The 14233-nt window shown below is 54.5% G+C and carries 13 protein-coding genes and 1 pseudogene; 2 read left to right on the plus strand and 12 right to left on the minus strand.

Annotation, left to right across the window (positions count from 1 at the left end):
- The first annotated feature begins 67 nt into the window (after positions 1 to 67).
- Complete coding sequence (locus M891_RS0117590; protein ID WP_028539742.1) at positions 68 to 991, plus strand: TIGR01777 family oxidoreductase; 924 nt, start codon at positions 68 to 70, stop codon at positions 989 to 991.
- A 60-nt stretch (positions 992 to 1051) separates the two neighbouring features.
- On the opposite strand, the gene M891_RS0117595 is transcribed toward M891_RS0117590, so the two are convergent.
- The 12 genes from M891_RS0117595 to M891_RS0117650 all read right to left on the minus strand — a co-directional run bounded on the left by M891_RS0117595 (position 1052) and on the right by M891_RS0117650 (position 13803).
- Positions 1052 to 2086 (minus strand): FecCD family ABC transporter permease, encoded by a 1035-nt coding sequence (locus M891_RS0117595; protein WP_028539743.1) that lies wholly within the window; start codon positions 2084 to 2086, stop codon positions 1052 to 1054.
- A complete protein-coding gene (locus M891_RS0117600; RefSeq protein ID WP_232228370.1) occupies positions 2083 to 3120 on the minus strand; it encodes a FecCD family ABC transporter permease in 1038 nt (345 codons plus the stop codon). Before M891_RS0117600 ends, M891_RS0117595 begins: the two co-directional genes overlap by 4 nt.
- Positions 3121 to 3242: 122 nt before the next feature.
- Positions 3243 to 4961, minus strand: a complete 1719-nt coding sequence (locus tag M891_RS0117605; protein ID WP_028539745.1) for a DUF6382 domain-containing protein — start codon at positions 4959 to 4961, stop codon at positions 3243 to 3245.
- 20 nt (positions 4962 to 4981) lie between these two features.
- A complete protein-coding gene (locus tag M891_RS0117610; RefSeq protein ID WP_028539746.1) occupies positions 4982 to 5485 on the minus strand; it encodes an A24 family peptidase in 504 nt (167 codons plus the stop codon).
- Positions 5486 to 5505: 20 nt separating this feature from the next.
- Positions 5506 to 6579 carry a hypothetical protein gene (locus M891_RS0117615; protein ID WP_028539747.1) on the minus strand — a complete coding sequence of 358 codons (1074 nt, stop codon included), beginning with the start codon at positions 6577 to 6579 and terminating at the stop codon, positions 5506 to 5508.
- The gene (locus tag M891_RS0117620) at positions 6548 to 8869 is read right to left on the minus strand and encodes a TadE/TadG family type IV pilus assembly protein (RefSeq protein WP_232228371.1); all 2322 of its coding nucleotides are present in this window, start codon (positions 8867 to 8869) and stop codon (positions 6548 to 6550) included. The genes M891_RS0117615 and M891_RS0117620 overlap by 32 nt, the downstream gene beginning before the upstream one ends.
- On the minus strand, positions 8784 to 9446 hold the full coding sequence (locus M891_RS0117625; protein WP_028539749.1) for a TadE/TadG family type IV pilus assembly protein: 663 nt from the start codon (positions 9444 to 9446) through the stop codon (positions 8784 to 8786). Before M891_RS0117625 ends, M891_RS0117620 begins: the two co-directional genes overlap by 86 nt.
- Positions 9447 to 9448: 2 nt before the next feature.
- The gene (locus M891_RS0117630) at positions 9449 to 9643 is read right to left on the minus strand and encodes a Flp1 family type IVb pilin (RefSeq protein ID WP_016313096.1); all 195 of its coding nucleotides are present in this window, start codon (positions 9641 to 9643) and stop codon (positions 9449 to 9451) included.
- Positions 9644 to 9665: 22 nt separating this feature from the next.
- On the minus strand, positions 9666 to 10541 hold the full coding sequence (locus tag M891_RS0117635; protein WP_028539750.1) for a type II secretion system F family protein: 876 nt from the start codon (positions 10539 to 10541) through the stop codon (positions 9666 to 9668).
- Between the two features lie 16 nt (positions 10542 to 10557).
- Positions 10558 to 11373, minus strand: a complete 816-nt coding sequence (locus M891_RS0117640; protein ID WP_028539751.1) for a type II secretion system F family protein — start codon at positions 11371 to 11373, stop codon at positions 10558 to 10560.
- 23 nt (positions 11374 to 11396) lie between these two features.
- Positions 11397 to 12617, minus strand: coding sequence for a CpaF family protein (locus M891_RS0117645; RefSeq protein WP_028539752.1), 1221 nt, complete (start codon positions 12615 to 12617; stop codon positions 11397 to 11399).
- Positions 12583 to 13803 (minus strand): nucleotide-binding protein, encoded by a 1221-nt coding sequence (locus tag M891_RS0117650; RefSeq protein ID WP_232228372.1) that lies wholly within the window; start codon positions 13801 to 13803, stop codon positions 12583 to 12585. Before M891_RS0117650 ends, M891_RS0117645 begins: the two co-directional genes overlap by 35 nt.
- Positions 13804 to 13995: 192 nt before the next feature.
- Between M891_RS0117650 and M891_RS25885 the strand changes: the two are divergent.
- Positions 13996 to 14233, plus strand: a pseudogene (locus tag M891_RS25885) (DDE-type integrase/transposase/recombinase); the annotation flags it as partial.

The following is a 14233-nucleotide window of genomic DNA, read 5'->3' on the forward strand; positions in this document are numbered from 1 at the left end:
AAATCACATCCGGCACCTTGTCTTGACTAGGTTGCTGGATGTTTTTGCATGAAGGAGGATTCGTCGAATGAAAGCGGTCATTTTCGGGGGATCGGGGTTTATCGGCCGGGCGTTAGCTGAATATTGGCTGGACCTTGGACAGGAGGTTATCGTCGTCACACGGGGAGCGGTTAAGGGAAATCGTTGGCTGCGAGAGACCGCCTATAGGAATGAGAGGCTGACCTCTGTAACATGGGCTGAGGTTGAGCACACCTCCTCGTTGTTGGAGGGCGCCTCCGTGATCGTCAATCTGGCCGGAGCTACGCTAAGCCAGCGCTGGTCGCAACAGGCGAAACAGCGGATCTTGGAATCTCGCCTGGAGTCTACCCGGGCGGCAGCACGCGCCGTCACGCGGATGAAGCGCAAGCCCGAAGTCGTCGTACAAGGCTCCGCGGTCGGCATCTACGGCACCTCGTTCACCGAAACGTTTGACGAGAGCGCCGCAATCCCATCGCCGCCTTCCGATTTTCTCGCCGAGGTAACTGCAGCCTGGGAAGAGACGGCGGACTATGAGTTCCATGGCGTTCGCCTCGTGAAGCTGCGGACCGGAGTCGTGCTGGGGCGAAACGGCGGGGCTTACCCTTTGATGCGTCTGCCCTATCTGCTTGGCGTTGGAGGCAACCTCGGCAGCGGCAAACAGTGGGTCCCGTGGATTCACCTGCGGGACATGGTGAGGCTGATCGATTATTGCGCTGCCCTTCCGTCCATTCACGGGGCGGTGAACGCGGTAAGTCCACATCCGGTGACGAACCAGGAATTCGGGCGGACGGTCTGCCGCGTACATCACCGTCCCTTCTGGCTGCCGCTCCCGGCATCGGTGCTACGAGCAGCATTAGGCGAGATGTCCATGCTGCTGCTTGAAGGGCAGAAGGTCGTTCCCCAAGCGCTGTTAGCTGAGGGATTCACCTTCGATTTCCCTGACCTGGAATCGGCCGTCGCCGATTTGAAGTAAAAAGGGCCCGGAAGACTGGAATATCCAGTTCTCCGGGCCTTTCGTGATCTTGCCTCTCGATTAAATTCGAGACTTCGATAACAAGTACAAGAAATACGGTGCACCGATGATGGCCACCACAATGCCCGTTGGGATCTCGGCCGGCTGCAGCACCCATCGGCCCAGCGTGTCGCCGAGGATCACCAGCAAGCCGCCGGCCAGCGCAGAGGCCGGGAGCAAATACTCATGCTTGGGCCCAACCAGTCGGCGGGCCAAGTGCGGTGCAATCAGCCCCACGAAGGAGATGCCGCCGCCAACCGCAACGCAGGAGCCGGTTAAACCGACAGCTGCCGCCAGCAGCCCCAAACGGGAGCGCTCCAGCGAAGTGCCAAGGCCTGTAGCGGTTTGATCCCCCAGGTTCAGCACGTTCAGCGAGCGGGACTTCGAGAACACATAGGGCAGCAATACGATCAGCCAAGGCAACAGCGCCAGCACGTACTTCCAGGACGTCCCCCAGATGCTGCCGACCAACCAGATCTGCAGCATTTGGAAGTTCTCTGGACGCAGTCGCAGCTGCAGCACGATCATCGCCGCGTTGATGCCGGCTGCGACCGCGATCCCGACCAGCACCATCCGGATCGGGAGCAGCCCGTAATTTTTTTTGAACGAGAGCACGTAAATTAATGTGGCTGCCCCAGCCGATCCGAGGAACGCCAAGACCGGCATTAAATAGACGGGCGCACTAGCCGTCGTCGGATAAAATGAAATAAACAGCGTGACCGCAAGGCCCGCGCCAGCATTAATCCCCAGCACGCCGGGATCCGCCAACGGGTTACGGGATATCCCCTGGAAGATACAACCTGCTACGGCCATCCCCATCCCGATCAGCACGGAAATGACGATTCGCGGCAACCGAAATTCGTAGAGGATCAGCTCTTGTTTATCCGTCCCCATCCCAACTAAGGTCTTAAATACATCCATTGGCGACAGCCGGATATACCCGGTATTCATGCTAAAAATGAACACCGCGATAATCAGCAGCGCAAATACGGTCATGACGATATAAGCTTTACGGGCTTTCTGCCGCAAGTGTAAAGGAGCTTCGATCCGGTTCATTCCAATCCCCCCTTCTGCTTCATGGCAAGGTAGAGGAAGAACGGTACCCCGATGACAGCGATAAGCGCGCCGATTGGCGTTTCATGCGGCGGATGAACCAATCGTGCCAAAATATCTGCAAACACCATCAGCAAGCTGCCAAGCAGCGCCGAGGAAGGGATCACCCAGCGGTAATCGACGCCCACGAGAAAACGGGCGATGTGCGGTACCATCAGTCCTACAAAACCAATCGCGCCGACGATCGAAACGGCGCTTCCGGCAAGGACCAAGACGATGATCATGCCCAGCACTTTGATTAAGCCGGTTCTTTGCCCCAAACCGGTCGCTACCTCTTCGCCAAGGCTCAGCAGGGTTATCGATCTTGACAGCAGCAAGGCGCATAGCAAACCTGCGAAGACCCAGGGCGATACCATCTTGATTTGCAGCCAGTTGGCCCCGGCAATCGCACCAGCATACCAGAAGGCAAGATCCTGTCCGATCTTAAAGTAGATGGCGATCCCTTCGCTGATCGCGGTCAGCAGCATGCTGACGGCGGCACCGGCCAAGGTCAGTCGAACCGGGGACAAGCCGCCTTTGGTCAAGGAGCCAATGCCAAAGACGAGCCCAGCACCTAGACCGGCCCCGATAAACGAATACAGCATCGTCAACAGGAACGGCGTGCCCGGCATCAATGCGAAGCAAATGGCCAGCGCCAAGCCCGCGCCGGAGTTCAGCCCCAGCAAGCCCGAATCGGCCATCGGGTTGCGGGTCATCCCCTGCATAATCGCACCGGCTACCGCCAGCGCCGTCCCGATCAAAGCTGCGGCTAAAGCGCGTGGGAGACGCAGCTCCACAATAATTTGATGCTGGGTTTGTTCCGCTTGAAAGTGGAACAACGCATCCCAGACGGTCGCGAGTTTAATGTCCGCCGCCCCGACGGAAATCGAGAGACTGATCGCAAATAGCAGCAACGCCGCGCCGCCGATCAGAATGAACGTTGCCGCCAAAGGGCGGGAGCGCAAGCGAGGTTTAGAAGATTGGGTTAATGCAGACATGTCGAGAACCATCCTTTAATCAGTTTTCCAGCAAACTATGTATGTACCTTGTAATTGAGAATAATTCTCGTTCATTATACTCGCTTTTCCGGTGAGAATCTACGGTCATTTCAAATTTGAGTTTAGGCTGCTTCCACCCCAAACTTAAACCTCGTTTCCGCCAACATGAACACGTCATCATTCTGCAAAGGGTATTCTTTATAAGGCGCCACATTTTCTCCGTTGAGGTAAGTCCCATTGGTTGAGCCAAGATCCTTTAAGGTACAGCCCTGCGGTGTCACTAAGATTTCCACATGCGCACGGGAGACACCGGATGTATTCTCCACATATTGTGCTATGTCTTCCGAGCGGCCAATCACGAAACTGCCCGGCGTCAGGGGAATGCGCTCCGCCGTTCCGCCGTCAGACTCGTACCGCTCCAAATAGTAACGCGGAATGCGTTCACGGGCCGGGTTGTCCTGGCCTGCCAGAGCAGACCGACTCAGCAGGACCGTAGGCGGTGATAAGCTTGCTTCGGATTCCGGTTCAGGCATAGCCGAGCCGGAGGGCTCCACCCTCATGTCTGGAAGGCCTGACCGAGGAACAAATGCCTCCATCGAGACCTTCGCCGCAGAATCAGAACGTGCCGATATTGCGGCATGTTCGCCAAAGAAAGAGGAGTCAAATTCCCGTTCGTTCGTGAAACCCAAGGGTTGTAACGTTCCAAGCGACCCAAGAGATTCCTCCAGAACATCGCCTACCTCTTCTTCTTCCTGGCTGACCGAACTGCTGCAAAACTTACGCCACAACACAACCCCTGTAACCCCTAACATTACGGTAAGCAAAGCGCCAAGCGCTAACCCTAATGTTCCAGGACGATCGAGATAGAGGAACTTCCAACCCAAAGCATCGACAAGAAGGAGCCCGAGGACAAGGTAGGTTGGTTTAATTCGCGTCACACCTGTTGCCATTGCTTCATCCTCGAGACCCGGCCACGTTTCTCTGATTGCATTTGCATCAGTTGAATCATGGGCAGTCGCCCCAGACAATTTAGACGATTGGGTCGTGGTTGATTTATCTGATGCAATTGGCACAGCCGATCCAGTGGATGCTGCAACTCCGGCCCATGTTCCCGATTCAGCTTGATCGCCAATAGGAACATATTCCTTAACGACGGCAGAACGGGAGGATGAGAGTGCTGGAGTGGGAGCCATTCTTGGCGACGGCTCGTTGAGAATAAGTTTCCTCTCTCCAACCCTCTCACCGCTTATGGACTTGGCACTCGGTTCCTCCGACAATAAATGGAGCAGCATTTTTTTCAGTTCCCCTAGCGAAAAAAGCTCATCTCCGCATAACCGGACCAACTGCGGAATCCCATCCCCCTCAACCCGGGAGACGCAGGTGAGCATCCGGGTAATCAGCGATAGCAGTGACTGAGACAACGGGAGACCGGGCGGCGCTTCCTTCCAAGGGATATAGGTAAAATACATCGCCCCGCTGGACAACGGCTCCTCCACAAAAATATGCGTCTCATCCAATAAGAAGCCGGATGGCGACAGCATATACCGCTTGCTGTCCTCCAGTACAGCCACCACTTGGAGCAGTAAACCATAAAACTCCGGCATACTGATCTTGTCGCTGCGAAGACACTGGGAGAGCATTCTTTTTCCGGTGATATCATAATGCAGGCTGATTTGATAATCGATTTCGCGAATATCAAGCCGCAGCAAATTCGGTACGGTTACCGCGGCCAGCATAGACCGTTGAACCCGGTTCAGATCTTCCGGCCTCAGCCCCTCCTTCGCCTGCAGGATCATGTAGGTACCGCCATCCCGGACAAAATCAGTAACCAACTCCGGCATGTTCCATCCCTCCCCATACGTTACATATAGTAAATCGCCAGTAGTACCCCCGGTACCACAGCCAGCATAAACGGAAACTGAAGTTGCTGTTTGGCGACCGCTTGGATTGGAGCTGGGCTGCGCAATACCGCTGCCCCGAGGAGACTGCTGGCGATCCGACGCAGACGATACCCGGTCTCCCGCCGCCAAATCAAAAGAATCAGACCGATGCAGCCGGCGGTTAGAATCGAGTACATCATCGTCGATAAAGTTAAAGCCATTCCCGTCCAGGCCCCAATTCCTGCAAACAGCTTAACATCGCCGCCACCAACAGCTCGAAGCAAATACAGAACAAACATCAGTCCAAATCCAACGGCCGCCCCAGCCGCTGAAAACCAAGCGCCTCTCCACCCATACGTTAACAGGTGATAAGACAGTCCGGTAAAAATGCCCGTAACCGTAATCACGTTAGGAATTTTCATCGATCTTAAATCCGTTACGAAGGCTGCAAGCAGCATCAGCAAACAGCCCCAGAGCTCAATCATCCGTTCTCCACTCCCTTCTCCTATTGTGAACGCGGGCTGACCACCTCGAACGTGGCCGTCGTATGTACGCCTTCCTCCGTTTCAATTACGAAACTCCACGTCCCCGGCGTGGTGTTTCCTCCGACCAGCCAAGTCCAGCTGATTTGTCCTTGATCATCCGCCGTTGCTTCACCTAAATATTTCGCTTGGCTGACCCCGCTCTTGTAATACACGGTCAGCTTGGCTGTTGATCCCGGAGCAACCTTAGCTAGAACCGTCGCCCGGCGTCCAGCATATGCCGGGTCAGGCTTGGCAATCACGACTGCTGCTTGCCCCGTCTCTTCACCGCTTCCGTCTCCCGATTCCAGCTCTCCGGTATCCCCGATCCACAGCCGCTCCTCCGCCCTCGTCTGCAACACCAGCTGCCGACCGATAAGCGGTACCTTCAGAGGCAGCTCATAACTTAACTCAAGACCAAAGTACGGCTGCTTCCCCGTCTTTAAGTTCGGAACCGTAACGCGGATCACATGCAGACGTTCTTCCTCCAGGAGGGTACCGAGAAGAAAAGGACGCAACATCGGCTTGATCAACGGATCTAATACAGCCTCAGACACTTTCGTTTTAAGCTCCTGCAGCGGTTGATCACCTTTACGGGCAGCGTCGATTACCCATGTCGACAGCGGCGGCGGCAAGTTGGACGCATATTGCTGCGCCCATTCCTCCAGCGACAGAGATGGCATCTGCCAGGAAAACGAATCACTTCCCGATGTACTCTCAGGGTTACCAATTCCCCCAGTCGAAGAAGTTCCCGAATTCTCGTTCTCCGGATTGGCGGTTGGAGATTGCCCTCCTTGCCCCTCGGTATGCTGAGCCTGTACGGCGAGCGCCACTGGATAAATATGAGCAGAGATCTGTTTTACCGCATTGGCTGCGGCCAGATGCAGCTGCCCGTAAAGCAGCGTCATATGGACGAGGAACACAAACCAAAAGACAACCAGTACAAATACCGGAGCGACCAAGGCAGCTTCCAGAGTGATGCTTCCTTTCGACAATTCCTTCCGGAAGCCGCACCTCATCGTTCCGTTAATACGAAAAGTCCGCTTGCTTGGCCACATAATACTGGCTTCCTTCCACATGTCCTTTGAGTATGCCGACCTTCCCCAGCGCTTTGCTTACTCCCGGCAAGAACCATAGCGGCATCGCCACGGTCACGTTGCCCTTGACATAAGTAGACCGTTCCGCTGGATCCACTCCGGTATTCAGCGCGATCATGGCCAACATCCGTGACAATCGTTGCTCACTGCGCCCATGCAGCAGCAGAAATAATCTGAGATGATCCCGGTAGGTCAAATCGACTTTCAGATAGTCGCTTAGTTGAATCTTTCCGTCCCGGGTTAAAGAAATCATGTCCTGCAGCGCATGTTGTGCTCCGTACAACAAGGCTGCGGCAAACACCAACAGCGGGTTGCCTTTAGCCGCATTTTTCACCAAGCCCTCCATCGTCCGAATTGCCAGCCGCATGGCAAAAATCTCACCAAACGCTGCAGCGATATTCCCCGCCGGATGGTGCGCGCCGTACAGAATATACTCAACCTCTTGGCTCTCCGGTGCCAGCTGGCCGCGAATCGCTTCCAGCGCATCAGCTTGGTTTTTGCCCTCGAACAAACCATTTAAGACACTGACATCCAGGAAATGAAAATAACTCGCAACGTATTCCGTTTGATAAACGTTGTCCGACATGCCGCCCATCAGGCTTGCTAATCCGCCATAGATATTGTCCATCATCCCCATGGAGGCGCGTCCTGCCTCACTTGGATCATCGTTTACGCTCGTAGCCCCCGCCTCCTCGCCGGCAACGGAACGGTTCAACGAACGGTTCGCTTCCATCTTCTCCTTGAGCAAATCAAATTTCGCTTGATGTTCACTTAATCCGCTTTTAAGTAGTTCAATTTTGCGGATCCAACTGGCTGCATCCTTCAGCGTGGCACTTGCCGCCTTTTCGGTAGCCTTCCGCTCCTTGTCAGAGGAACGATGGGCATCCAATTTTCGGGTACTGGCTTCCAAAACATTGTCTGAACCGGGGGTAACAAATTGCCGCAGATAGGCATCACTTGCTCTGACAGCGTTATTCACACTTGAAGCGAAAGAGCTGGGCGGAGCTGTGGCGGATAATATGGAACCGCTTTGGGCCTGCAGCGTGTTCCCCGTGCTCCGGAGTTCAGCGAAGGCCGTTGTCTGCCGATCAATATCCGAGGCCAGGCTGGCGAATAACTCCTCGGACAGCAGCAAAGCATCGGCTTGGCCTCGAATCTCGGTGATCGCCGCGCCTTCACCAACCGGATCTAAGTTGCCGCTGCGGGTGCTTATCCCGGCGGACACCTCATTATAAGCCGCTTGTTCCGGACGATGTTTCGCCTCCGCGATCGTTTGCCGCATTTGCTCATTGATCCGCCGTGCTTCATCGAGCAACGTCTTCGCCTGCGGCAGGTACGAGGCATGCCTCTGCTCTGCGATACGCAAAGTGCGATCCAAGGAAGCAAATAACCCGCTGGTTGCGGAACGGTAGCGGCTGATTTCCGCGGTATACATCCGATCCTCCGGTTCCAGACCCGCATCCGCCTCAACTTGACTTACAAATTCAGGGTATTCGGCTGCAGCGTCGACCAATGTTGAGAGGCTGCCGCTCCCGCCGCCTCCCGACAGCACCTTCGCATAAGGCTCCATCGTCTTGCCGGCTTGTCGCTGCAGTTCCAGGAGCTGATCAAGCTTGGCCTCTCTCTGGTCGTAAAGCTTCTGCAGCTTTCCCAGCAAATCTACCGTATTGGAGGCTTCCTTCATGACTCCGGCCATCGGCTTAAAGCGGTTCAACAGCTCGATGGTAATGTCGATGGGTGCCCGATACTTCATTTGCTCGCGAATTTGTTGTTCGAACATCGGATATGTCCCGATCGGATGCATGAATTCGACGGCAGAGGAATCCAACCTCGCATTTAGCAGAGGGAATCCTTCCTTTTGCCGGACCAGCTCGAATTGGTCTTGGAGCACCTTCGACATGATGTAATTCCCATCCGTTTGCCCGTATGCAAATAACCCGTACCGTTCAGCCAATTCACGATCGTATGCTGACAGGACCGATCTCGAAGCTGCGTGCGCCAAGGTCTCCACCTGAGCTTGCAAAGCAAACATGCGGGCGAAATCGATAAACAGAGCAACAAACGCAAACACCGCAGCAAATATGACGATAAAAAATACCGTGACCGCCCCGTGCTCCGAGCGATTCCGTGAAAACACTGACAACTCCGCCTCCTTCTCCATCCGGTTATTTTCCGAACCGTACCAACGCTTCTTGCGCCTCCTGCTTGTCCATTCCTCCCGCACTTGTACCGCTTCGGAACTTCTCGCCATAATATCGCGCCAGTTCAACGGTCCGGATCCATTCCGTTGGCTCGACCACATACGATTCAGCCCGACTGCGCTGATGGATATCGTCAATCCAGGCCTCCAACGGAGCCAGCGGGATCAGCCGATCCAGCGCAACACTGACCTTGCGCAGCAGTAATCGGTTATCATAGCCCATCTCCCCGTCGATGCCTTCTGGCAGCTTAGTCCCTGTCCGATTCAGCTTCTTTAACGGAAGCGACTGGCCCTCTCCATCACCTGCACCCGCAGGCAATGTCAACTTCACCACTCCGCTGCCGCCGTCCCCGCCAAAAATCGCTTGCAGCAACCCATCATCCCCGAGTCGCCAATAGAGGGAGTCGTGCTTGCCATCGACATAGGCTCCGGTTAAGCCGTCCCGGTAGCTGTTATCCCAGGTATAAGCGGTTCGCTCTGCCGCAACGATGGCCGCTTGCCCCAATAGTGCCTGTTGATAAAGGTAAAGACAGAAGAACAGAAGAATCAGTACCGTGTAAAAAATCAACGGAAGCACCAAAGAAGATTCGATCGTAAAAACCCCGCGTTGATCCTGCCAAAGCTTCATTCTTACGTCTCGTCCATGAAGTTTTCCGTTTTCGTCTTAGCTTTATCGAGCAAGCTCTCAATAATCGCCTTCAATTGTTTGCGAAAAATCGCAGCGATAATCACAATCACCGCGATAATCAGGATCATTTCCAGCATTCCAAGCCCCTCTTCATTACGCCAAAAGCTTCTCATCTCTTTGCGAATTGTCGTTAACATGTTTTCTCCTCCTCTGTGTGCATTACAAATTCATGATCATAAAAGCCGGTGCCCCAACCAAAATCAGTACGGCCATAAACAGCAGCACCATCGGAAACACCAGCTTGGACGAAGCTTGCTCGCCCAACGTTCTGCTGACGGCTTTGCGTTTCTCCCATAATGAATGGGACAAGTCCCGCAAAGCCAAGGCAAAATCCTCCCCGCCGCGGCGGTAGTTTAATAGAACGGCCGTCGTAAAAGCCGACACTTCCTGAATGCCGCAGCGTTTGCTGAATCCTTCCATCGCCTGCTGAAATGAATCCCCCCCTTCCCATTCCTTCTGCATCTGCAACAGCTCCCGGTATAGGGGATGCCCGATTTGCTCTCGCTTGCGCTCAAGGCATAGCTTTATCGCCTGCTGGACCGTTGATCCGGCACCTACCAGCAGTACGATTTTGTTCAGCAACTCCGGCAGCTCGAGCAGGACCGCCTGTTCCCGCCGCTGTACCTTGCGATGAAGGTCATTGAACAGCGCCATCGGCACCAACACAGCAAACAGGACGCCGATCCCCAAGCCGGCAGCTCCGTTGCCCAACAAGGTCAGCAGACACCCGAACAGGAGACAAAGATAACCGTATGTGAGCGCCTCCGACATCCAGAGCAGCGTCAATTCACGGCTGCGCCGGCTGCCGCCGATTTTCTGTACGGCACGTTGAACCTTAAAGAAGAAACCCGGAAAACGCTGAGATACCCTCATTCGCTCCAAAAGCAGCAGCATGGGCGGTGAAAAGCGAACAAGCTTTAATCCTTCTAGAGATACTTCCGTATGCCACCGATAGAGGGGACGAGAGTTCTGGTAAACGTATAGCCAGCCTCCGCTCAACACGAATAGCAGCAAACCCGAAACCACAAGGTACAATCAACGAACGCCCCCTTTACACTCGGATATTGATGATCTTTAACATCAGCCAGGCGCAGATTGCGTATAGAAGCAACGCCAAGCCTGAAATCAGCAACCCGGCACCTTGATGCAGCGGACGCATATAGTCCGGAGATGTGAGTTGCATAAAGAGCAAGAACAAGACCGGTGCTGCTAACATCGCTTTCGCTTCAAATCGTTTCTGGGCAATCATCACGCTGATCTCCTGCGTGATCTCCAGCTTCTCACCGATCAGGTTCGATGTCCGCCGGATCACTTCCACCAGATCACCACCGGAACGCTTGCAGGTCGTAAACACATCGGCAAAATTGTCGATATCCTCCATGGCGGCACGTCGGCTGAAATCCAGCAGCGCCTCCTCGATCGGCTGACCGTACTCCATCCGGGCACATATGATCACCAACTCCCGCATGACATCGTTATCGCCGTCCGGATACAGCAGTCTTAGATCGTCGATCGCCTCACGAAAGCCGTTCTCTACGGAGCGGCCAGCGGCCAATGAAGAGGACAGCGAGTATAACGCTTGCTTAAAATGCAGGCTCAGATTCTCCCGTCTTCGGCGCAGCAGGTAACGGCTCCAGAACTTGGGCGTGTATAAGCCGCTTAACGAAAGCAACAGTGCCAGCGGGAGGGAATGGAAGAAAATGTAACCTAGTGTAAAGAAAGCAGTTCCTCCAACCAACGTGCAGATCAGCCGCTGACGCGGAGACAGAGGATACACCCGGTAATCCGCAAGACTTGTTTGATCCGTCGTCGCCGGCTTTATCCCCGCCTTCCTGCGCTGCAAGCCGGACCTCGCTTTCAGCAACAAAATGAACCCTCTCCTTCCCAGCATTAATCGACCGGCAATCCAGCCATACGCAGCTTGTCCGTGTGGATTAACTTAGCGCCGCTGCTCTGTAAATGCCCCACAATTCGGCCGTTCTGCTCCCCTTCCTCCTGGAACGTAAACAGCGGCTGAAGCACCACCTCCCCGTCCCGCAGGCCAACCACCTCGGAAATTTCAGTTACTCGGCGTGAGCGGTCACGCAACCGCGACAAATGAACGAAAACATCGATCGACGAAGCGATCTGCTGACGAACAACCGGAAGCGGCAACTCGGCTCCACTCAACACCATCGTCTCCAACCTGCTGATCATATCTGCTGTGCTGTTGGCATGCCCCGTCGAAAGAGAGCCATCATGGCCAGTGTTCATGGCCTGAAGCATATCCAGCGCTTCCGCCCCGCGCACCTCCCCAACGATAATCCGGTTGGGCCGCATCCGCAGCGAAGATCGGATTAGCTCGCGCACGGTAATTTCGCCTTTCCCTTCCGTATTGGCATTCCGGGTTTCGAGCGATACGAGATTCGGGACCGTAACGATTTGCAGCTCGGCGGAATCCTCGATCGTAATCACCCGCTCATCGGGTGGGATGAACTGGGACAAGGCGTTTAAAAACGTCGTTTTCCCCGAGCCCGTTCCGCCGCTGATAAAGATGTTGTATTTGCTTCGCACCAGCCGCTGCAGCAGCTCCGCCGCTTCCTCGCTCAGGGAGCCAATCGCAACCAACTGCTCCATGGTTAACGGCCGTTCCGGGAATTTGCGAATAGTCATCGTTGGGCCCTTTAAAGCGATGGGAGGCAGTACGATATTTACCCGCGACCCGTCCCGCAGACGCGCATCAACGATTGGCGACGATTCGTTCACTACCCGGTTAACGCCGGAAACGATCATCTGGATAATGTCTTCCAAGCGCTCCCGGGACTCAAAGCGGACAGGAATCCGCTGAACCTGCCCCTCTCGCTCGACGAAGATTTCCTCATGACTGTTGATCATAATCTCTGTGACGCTGCGATCCTCAACGAGCGGCTGAAGAACATCCAGCCCGCGAAACGAATCGTACAACCTGCGCACCCATTTGCGCTTCTCGGCCGCCGTTGCCCCGCTTAATCTCCGATCCTCCAGAACGCGTCGCTCGATATAGTCCATCAGTTGGTCATCGTTCAGAACAGAGGTGACATCCAGCCCCTGACGAATTTCATTGCGCAGGGCGGTAAATTCCGCTTCCTCCATCATGAATCCCTCCCGCACCAGCGAATGACGGTTCCTCACCCTGAAGCTCACGGCAAAGCCGAATCATATCGCGTTGATACAGCGGCGAATGCAGCAATTCACCTTGGCGGCTGCCCTGACTCCAGGCTGGAATATACGATAGCGTAGCTCGCAGTTTCATCTCGGGACGCTGCAAATCAGCCAGCGGCTTGCCTGTATATCGATTCAGTGCAAAACAGGTTTTCTTCAGAAGCGACCGGTAAAAATTCGGCCGAGTACGTTCCAGATGAGTCAGCCATCCCCGGGTTTTACGCATTACTCCCCAATCCTCCGTTACGATCCATACAATACGATCCGCCCGTTCCAGCACCGCATCCATACGTCCATCTGGAAAGGAATCCATATCGACGATCACCGAGTCATACAAACCGCTGCCGGCAATGTACTCAATTAACTCCACTGTATCTTTGCGCTCCATCTCCAGCAGCTCATTCAGATTATCCGGCGGGGCCAGCGTATCTCCTTGCAGGACGGGATGCCTGTAGGCATACGCGGAGATCGGAAAACGGGGCGGTTCCCGCCGATCCTCAGCCGCCTTCAAGTCGTACAGCAGCCGGGCTAAACCAGGCTTCTCCTCCTTTGTGCCCTGCCCGGTAAACGGCGGTTCGCTGCCAATCGTCTCCAGGTTCAGGTAAAATACCTTCCCCCCTTCGGTCGCCAGCTGTCGGGCCAAATGAAGCGCCACCGTCGTTTTGCCTAAGCCTCCTACGGTTGAATAAACCCCAATGACCAACGACTGCCCGCCGATGCGCACCTCCTTGCCTGAGGCTCCTTGAACAAGCTCGATCACCGCAGAAAGCAGCTGATGCAACGACTGATATTTGTCGACGCGCAAACGATCCGAATGCTGTGGCCCACCGCCTTCCCCTAGTTCAATGAAGTAAAGCCCGGGGCGCTTCATGCCTTCTGCCGCCTCAAGGAACATCTGGTCACCCAACACCGCATCGATCTCTCCGCCGGATTCCAGCAGATATTGGGCAAATGCTTCCTTCCGGCTAAACGCAGTCACCACCAAACGCCGGTCGAACTCGCTCTCATGAACATAATGCAAAAATGGTTCGATATACTCCTCCTCTTGCACGGCCAGCACTAATTTGATTGGAATCTCAATCCCCTCCTTCAAGGAAAACGAGAACAAAAAAAGCACCGCCCAATAACCCGATTTAACAATCGAGTAATGGACGGTGCTACCGTTCAAATTTCCTTGATTTTATAATTATTTTACTCTTTTTTCCATCATTAGTCAAGAGTCCGCGATCACTCAGTTAAAATGTTACTAAAGAGGCATCGGTTCACTCACATCGAAATGTTACCGAAGGGATGTGTTTTGAAACTGAGCATGAAAACACGACGTGAAGTAATCCGTACCTTGGCTGATCAATACATGAGAGCGAAATCGCGAAATGAGAAATCTGCAATCCTTGACAACGCCGTGAAGGTGCTGGGGTGCCATCGGAAGCATGCTATCCGCGCTCTCACGAACCCTCCTGCGCTGACACCAGCGAAATCGAAACGTAATCGGCCATTAGCTTACCAGGAGGCGATGCCCGTCATTGAGCGCGTTTGGGAAGCCCTGG

Origin of the sequence: Paenibacillus sp. J14 (assembly GCF_000518465.1) — a bacterium.
GTDB lineage: Bacteria > Bacillota > Bacilli > Paenibacillales > Paenibacillaceae > Fontibacillus > Fontibacillus barengoltzii.

Bases quoted from the DNA above. Each gene is read 5' to 3' on its own strand.
- M891_RS0117590 (WP_028539742.1), top strand. From the start codon at position 68: ATGAAAGCGGTCATTTTCGGGGGATCGGGGTTTATCGGCCGGGCGTTA.
- M891_RS0117595 (WP_028539743.1), bottom strand. From the start codon at position 2,086: ATGAACCGGATCGAAGCTCCTTTACACTTGCGGCAGAAAGCCCGTAAA.
- M891_RS0117600 (WP_232228370.1), bottom strand. From the start codon at position 3,120: ATGTCTGCATTAACCCAATCTTCTAAACCTCGCTTGCGCTCCCGCCCT.
- M891_RS0117605 (WP_028539745.1), bottom strand. From the start codon at position 4,961: ATGCCGGAGTTGGTTACTGATTTTGTCCGGGATGGCGGTACCTACATG.
- M891_RS0117610 (WP_028539746.1), bottom strand. From the start codon at position 5,485: ATGATTGAGCTCTGGGGCTGTTTGCTGATGCTGCTTGCAGCCTTCGTA.
- M891_RS0117615 (WP_028539747.1), bottom strand. From the start codon at position 6,579: ATGTGGCCAAGCAAGCGGACTTTTCGTATTAACGGAACGATGAGGTGC.
- M891_RS0117620 (WP_232228371.1), bottom strand. From the start codon at position 8,869: ATGGCGAGAAGTTCCGAAGCGGTACAAGTGCGGGAGGAATGGACAAGC.
- M891_RS0117625 (WP_028539749.1), bottom strand. From the start codon at position 9,446: ATGAAGCTTTGGCAGGATCAACGCGGGGTTTTTACGATCGAATCTTCT.
- M891_RS0117630 (WP_016313096.1), bottom strand. From the start codon at position 9,643: ATGTTAACGACAATTCGCAAAGAGATGAGAAGCTTTTGGCGTAATGAA.
- M891_RS0117645 (WP_028539752.1), bottom strand. From the start codon at position 12,617: ATGGAGGAAGCGGAATTTACCGCCCTGCGCAATGAAATTCGTCAGGGG.